Below are 6,001 nucleotides of genomic sequence, written 5' to 3' on the forward strand. Positions count from 1 at the left end.
TGAACGACTTTCGAATTTCCAAGCTGGCGAAAGTCGCGCGCACGTTCCAGAACATCCGCCTGTTTCCGGGGATGACGGCGCTCGAGAATCTGATGGTCGCCCAGCACAACATGCTGATGCGCGCATCGGGTTTCACGCTGCTCGGCCTGCTCGGCCTTCCCTCGTGGCGCGTGGCGGAGCGCGATGCAATCGATCGGGCGCGATCCTGGCTCGATCGCATCGGCCTGCTTGCACGCGCCGATGACGCCGCCGGCAACCTGCCCTATGGCGACCAGCGCCGCCTCGAAATCGCGCGCGCGATGTGCACCGAGCCAACGCTGCTTTGTCTCGACGAGCCCGCCGCCGGCCTGAATGCGCGCGAAAGCGCGGCGCTCAACGAACTCCTGCTGGCGATCCGTGCCGACCACGGCACCTCGATCCTGATGATCGAGCACGACATGTCGGTGGTCATGGAGATTTCGGACCACATCATTGTGCTGGACTACGGCGTCAAGATCGCCGATGGCGCGCCCCGCGCCATCCGCGACGACCCCAAGGTGGTCGCGGCTTATCTCGGCACCGACGAGGACACTGCCGCCGCCGTCATGGAGGGCGACGCATGATGGCCTCTCGCACCGTGCCCCCGGCGCGATGCGGCGCTTCAGCGCCGCTCCGCAGAAACGGGACATTCACGATTCCTGGGCGCGGCTACGAGCCCGGCGCAGCGAAGCAACGCTCCGGATCGCTTTGCGTCCGGGACACGGAGGCTGCGTGATGAGCCAGCCACTCCTCGCCATTCGCGGGCTCCGCGCGGCCTACGGAAAGATCGAGGCGCTGAAGGGCGTTGACCTCGTCATCAGGCCGGGCGAGATCGTGGCGCTGATCGGCGCCAACGGCGCCGGCAAATCGACGCTGATGATGACGATATTCGGCCGCCCCCGCGCCAAGGGCGGTAGCATCGCATTCGACGGGCGCGACATCACCGACATGGCGACCCACGAGATCGCGCGCATGCGCATCGCGCAGTCGCCAGAGGGCCGGCGGATTTTCCCGCGCATGAGCGTCGCCGAAAATCTGCAGATGGGCGCGGACGCAACCGAGTCGGGCGAAAGCGATCGCGCGACGAGCCTCGATCGCGTGCTGACGCTGTTTCCGCGGCTTAAGGAGCGCCTGACCCAGCGCGGCGGCACGCTGTCCGGTGGCGAGCAGCAGATGCTGGCCATCGGCCGTGCGCTGATGAGCCGACCGCGACTGCTGATGCTGGACGAGCCGTCCCTCGGTCTGGCGCCTCTGATCGCGCGCCAGATTTTCGATGCGATTCGCAGGCTCAATCGCGAGGACGGCCTGACCGTTCTGGTGGTCGAGCAGAACGCCAACCATGCGCTGCGGCTGGCGCATCGCGGCTACGTCATGGTCAACGGCCTGATCACGCTCAGCGGAACCGGCGCTGAACTGCTCGCGCAACCTGAAGTCCGCGCGGCCTATCTGGAAGGCGGCCGGAAGACCTGATCGCACGTGTGCTTATCAGGGCGATACGGCGAAGCTCCGTTCGATTACGGCGGCTGAATGACGCGTAACCTCAAATTGCCGATGACTTCGCCGACGATTCAGCCGACAATGGCGTTGGTTCGCACCGCGCCGGACCCTCCGTAACATCATCGCGAGGACCACGTATGACATCCTTGAAGCTCATAGGCCTGGCCTTGGGAGCGTCGCTCGCTCTGTCGACGGCCGCGTTCGCGCAGGACATCACAATCGCAGTGGCCGGCCCGATGACAGGCGGCGAATCCGCATTCGGCCGCCAGCTCAAGAACGGAGCCGATCAGGCAGTCGCCGATCTGAACGAGGCCGGCGGCGTGCTTGGCAAGAAGCTCGTGCTGTTCGTCGGTGACGACGCCTGCGATCCGAAGCAGGCTCGCTCGGTCGCGGAGAAGATCGCGAGCCAGGGCATTCCATTCGTCGCGGGACATTACTGTTCGTCCTCCTCCATCCCGGCCTCGGAGGCTTATGCCGACGGCAACGTGCTGCAGATCACGCCCGCTTCGACCAATCCGCTGTTCACGGAGCGCAAGCTGTGGAATGTCGCCCGGGTCTGCGGCCGCGACGATCAGCAGGGTCTGGTCTCCGCCGAGTACATCCTCAAAAATTACAAAGGCAAGAACGTCGCGATTCTCAACGACAAGACGACCTATGGCAAAGGCCTCGCTGACGAAACCAAGAAAGCGCTCAACAAGGCCGGCTTCCAGGAGAAGATGTTCGAATCCTACAACAAGGGCGACAAGGATTTCAGCGCGATCGTCTCGCGCATGAAGCGCGACAATATCGACCTCGTGTTCGTGGGCGGTTATCATCAGGAAGCCGGCCTGATGGTGCGCCAGATGCGCGATCAGGGCATGAAAACCGTTCTGATGGCGGGCGATGCGCTGGCCGACAAGGAATTCGCCTCGATCACCGGCCCGGCCGCCGCGGGCACGCTGTTCACCTTCGGCCCCGATCCGCGCAAGAAGGCGGCGGCCAAGATGATCGTCGATCGATTCAAGGCCAAGGGCGTCGATCCGGAGGGCTATACCCTCTACACTTATGCGGCGATACAGGTGTGGGCACAGGCCGCCGCCAAGGCCGGCACCACAGATCCGATGAAGGTCATGAAGGCTCTCAAGGCTGGCGCGTGGGACACTGTCCTCGGCAAGCTGGAATTCGATGCCAAGGGCGACATCAAGCAGATCGACTACGTCATCTACAAATGGGACGACAAGGGCAATTATGCCGAACTCGATCCCGGCAAGGGCACCTGAGATAACAGGCCTCTTTTCCGCGACAATTCAACGCCCCGGCTCGCCGGGGCGTTTTGTTTGTCAAACGCAGGTCCGGGTCGCGCAAGTCCAGCAGGGCATGATGCGATTCCCCCGGCCGTCATTCCGGAACGGCGCGGAGCGCCGAACCCGGAATCTATAACCCCCTTGCCCTTCAATCTTTCTCGCGCAGAGGGTTTGGATTCCCGACAAGCCTGGCGCGACTTCGGAAGTGACGACGAGGGCTCTTGAGAACGTCAGCCGAAATTCTGCAGCGCCGGAAAAGTTTCCAGCAGCCAGATACTGACGTCGGAAATCGTGCCAGTAAGAAACGCGATCCCGGTCAGCACCATCAGCACGCCGATCCCCCGCTCGATGGTGGTGAGATGGCGTTTCATGCGATTGAACAGCGACGCGAACCGTTCGATCATGAACGCCGCCAGCAGAAACGGAATGCCGAGTCCCGCCGAATACACCGCTAGCAACCCGGCTCCCTTCACGACCGTGGCCTCCGCCGCCGCGACCGACAGGATCGCTGCCAGGATCGGTCCGATGCAGGGCGTCCAGCCGAACGCGAAGGCGAGCCCCATCACATAGGCCCCCCACAGGCCGACCGGTTTCGGCGCGGTGAGCCGGCCTTCGCGCATCAAAAATCCGATCCGCGTGAGTCCCAGGAAGTGCAGGCCCATCGCAATGATGACGATGCCGGCCAGGATCGACAGCTGCGCCGACCAGGCCCTGATGAGGCTGCCGATGAAGCTGGCGCTGGCGCCAAGCGCGACGAAAACCGTCGAAAATCCCAGCACAAACGTCAGCGCGGCCAGCATCACGGCCCGCTTCGAAGCCTTGGTCGTCTCGTCGTTCGAGACATGTTCGATGGTTGCGCCGGTGAGATAGATCAGATAGGGCGGGACCAATGGCAGGACGCAGGGCGACAGGAAGCTGACAAGGCCCGCGACCAGCGCGGCGGGAATTGAAACGTCGTGAATCATGAGGCTACTTGCCCTGCGATGCCACCCCGACGCAAGAGCTTCGCCCCCTTCCGCGACATTTGTGATCAAACCGTGATCGGCTGCCCTGGCGCGCTCATGGCTCCATCAGGCTGTTGGTTAATCTCCCGAAACGAGGCCGAACCATGAAGAACCTGCTCACCGACATTCCCGGCGTCCGTGTCGGCCATGCCGATGACGCAACGCTCGCCTCGGGCGTCACGGCGGTCCTGTTCGATTCTCCTGCCGTCACAGCGATGGACGTGCGCGGCGGCGGACCTGGCACGCGCGACAGCACCCTGCTCGATCCCGTCAACACCGTGGAGCGGGTCGACGCCCTGGCGCTGTCGGGCGGCTCCGCTTTCGGAATCGAAGCCGGCGGCGGCGTCCAAGCCTGGCTCGCCGAGCGGGGGCGCGGCTTCGCGATCCGCGAGGCCGTCGTCCCGATCGTGCCCGGCGCGGTGTGCTTTGACCTTCTGAACGGCGGCAACAAGCAATGGGGCCGTTTCGCGCCCTATCGCGATCTCGGCTACGCCGCCGCGGCGGCAGCCGCAGGCGATTTCGCGCTCGGCAGCGTCGGCGCAGGGCTTGGCGCCACCACGGCCAATTTGAAGGCCGGCCTCGGCTCGGCTTCGGCCGCTACGGCGGACGGCGTGCTGGTGGCGGCGCTCGCGGTGGTCAATGCGGTCGGCAGCGTCACGATCGGCGACGGCCCCTGGTTCTGGGCCGCGCCGTTTGAATCCGGCGGAGAATACGGCGGGCGAGGATTGCCGCCATCGTTCACGCCGGACATGCTGACGATGCGTTTGAAGGGCGGCCCGGCGGCAACGGCAAGCGAAAACACCACGCTGGCCGTCGTCGTCACCGATGCCGTGCTCACCAAATCGCAAGCGCAACGGCTTGCGATCATCGCGCAGACCGGCTTCGCGCGGGCGATCTATCCGGTGCACGCCCCGCTCGACGGCGATGTCGTGTTCGCGGCCGCAACCGGCGCGAAGCCGATCGATCCGTTCATCGGATTGACCGAACTCGGCATGGTCGCAGCCAATACAGTGGCCCGCGCAATCGCCCGCGGCGTCTATGAAGCCACCGCGCTGCCGTTTCCGGATGCGCTGCCGGCGTGGAAGGATCGGTTCGCGCGATAAAGATTTTTCCACGCACTTTTAAAACTGGAGAGGACCGCCGCGATTTACGCGTGCAGGATTTTTGCTTATGTCGCGCGGTATCATTTTCAAGTATAATACGTGTATATACTTGAAATACCGGCTTAATTTAAGGTTAGTATACAGTATAGCTTGAGACGACGTTATGGCCGGCCGATGGTCTCCCGGTGCGCGCTATCGCGCATGTCAACAGTGGAGAAACGTCATGAAGAAGATCCTCGTTCTCGCCGCGGTCGCCAGCACGCTCATGGCTGCGCCCGCTTTCGCCAAGGGCCAGGGCATCGGCATCGGAGCGAACGTGTTGACCGGCCGCGGCGGCGTGGTCGGCCTGCTCGACGGGCGCGGCGCGCTGGTTGTCAACACCGCGGTCACCACCGGCAAGAACGGCGTGCTCGGCGCGGTTCTCGGCCGCAGCAACGCGTTGGGCGGGCTGCTCGGCGGCGGATGCGGCTGCCACTAGGTTGGAAAAGCGGACGGGTTGACCCCCGTCCGCGCGGCAGCTTACACGCCAGCGCGTTTCGTCGGCTCCGGCGGCTTTGGGGAAAATCGTTTGGTGATCGACGACGTTATCACGAGCCCGTTCACGTCATCGCCCGAGATCAGCGAGCCCTTCGCATAGGCGACATCGATACCGAGGGTCAGGTCGTCGTCAATGTCGCGGGACGCGCCGACGCCGCAGGTCAGCGTTCGCGCATGAAACGGCGAGTCCAGATAGTCGGACGCCGCATAGCCGACCGAAGCCGCCAGCGTCACTTTCGGCTCCGCGGTCCAGGACACCTTCACCGAATATGCAGTCTCAATGGTAATCGGCGAGATCGGAAACGTGGTTTCGCCAGCGCGGCGCCACGCGGTCAAATCGATGCGAAAAGGCGCTGCGCGCCAGTTCAAACTTGCATTGAACAGCGTGCGATCGACGTTCGTGAAATCCGGGTCGTGCCACCTTCCGTATAATCGCGAAACGGAGACAAACGCAGTCACGGCATCGCCTCGATATTTCGCAAACAAAAACGGCTGCACCCTCTCGTTGCTGCGGCGGTAGCCGAACACATCGAACTCCTGCAGATAGTGCCGCACCGAC

The 6,001-nt window shown here is 63.8% G+C and carries 7 protein-coding genes; 5 read left to right on the plus strand and 2 right to left on the minus strand.

The genetic code is table 11. From position 1 onward, the window contains the following. The 3 genes from BGN91_RS03810 to BGN91_RS03820 form a co-directional block, all read left to right on the plus strand. A partial coding sequence (locus BGN91_RS03810) for an ABC transporter ATP-binding protein (protein ID WP_292610666.1) occupies positions 1–602 on the plus strand: 602 nt, incomplete at its 5' end. 151 nt (positions 603–753) lie between these two features. Further along, positions 754–1,488 carry an ABC transporter ATP-binding protein gene (locus BGN91_RS03815; protein WP_292610668.1) on the plus strand — a complete coding sequence of 245 codons (735 nt, stop codon included), beginning with the start codon at positions 754–756 and terminating at the stop codon, positions 1,486–1,488. A gap of 164 nt (positions 1,489–1,652) precedes the next feature. After that, a complete protein-coding gene (locus BGN91_RS03820; protein WP_292610670.1) occupies positions 1,653–2,774 on the plus strand; it encodes a branched-chain amino acid ABC transporter substrate-binding protein in 1,122 nt (373 codons plus the stop codon). Between the two features lie 254 nt (positions 2,775–3,028). Here the strand turns inward: BGN91_RS03820 and BGN91_RS03825 are convergent, their stop codons facing one another. Then, positions 3,029–3,763, minus strand: coding sequence for a cytochrome c biogenesis protein CcdA (locus tag BGN91_RS03825; RefSeq protein ID WP_292610671.1), 735 nt, complete (start codon positions 3,761–3,763; stop codon positions 3,029–3,031). Positions 3,764–3,906: 143 nt separating this feature from the next. Here BGN91_RS03825 and BGN91_RS03830 point away from each other — a divergent pair, with 143 nt between their 5' ends. Together BGN91_RS03830 and BGN91_RS03835 are read left to right on the plus strand one after the other, a co-directional pair. Beyond that, positions 3,907–4,905, plus strand: a complete 999-nt coding sequence (locus tag BGN91_RS03830) for a P1 family peptidase (protein ID WP_292610673.1) — start codon at positions 3,907–3,909, stop codon at positions 4,903–4,905. Positions 4,906–5,128: 223 nt separating this feature from the next. Further along, the gene (locus BGN91_RS03835; RefSeq protein ID WP_292610675.1) at positions 5,129–5,383 is read left to right on the plus strand and encodes a hypothetical protein; all 255 of its coding nucleotides are present in this window, start codon (positions 5,129–5,131) and stop codon (positions 5,381–5,383) included. A gap of 41 nt (positions 5,384–5,424) precedes the next feature. Here the strand turns inward: BGN91_RS03835 and BGN91_RS03840 are convergent. Then, positions 5,425–6,001, minus strand: a 577-nt coding sequence (locus tag BGN91_RS03840; RefSeq protein ID WP_292610677.1) for an outer membrane beta-barrel protein, incomplete at its 5' end; no start/stop codon positions are given.

The organism is Nitrobacter sp. 62-13, assembly GCF_001896955.1.
In the GTDB taxonomy this organism is placed as follows: Bacteria; Pseudomonadota; Alphaproteobacteria; order Rhizobiales; family Xanthobacteraceae; genus Nitrobacter.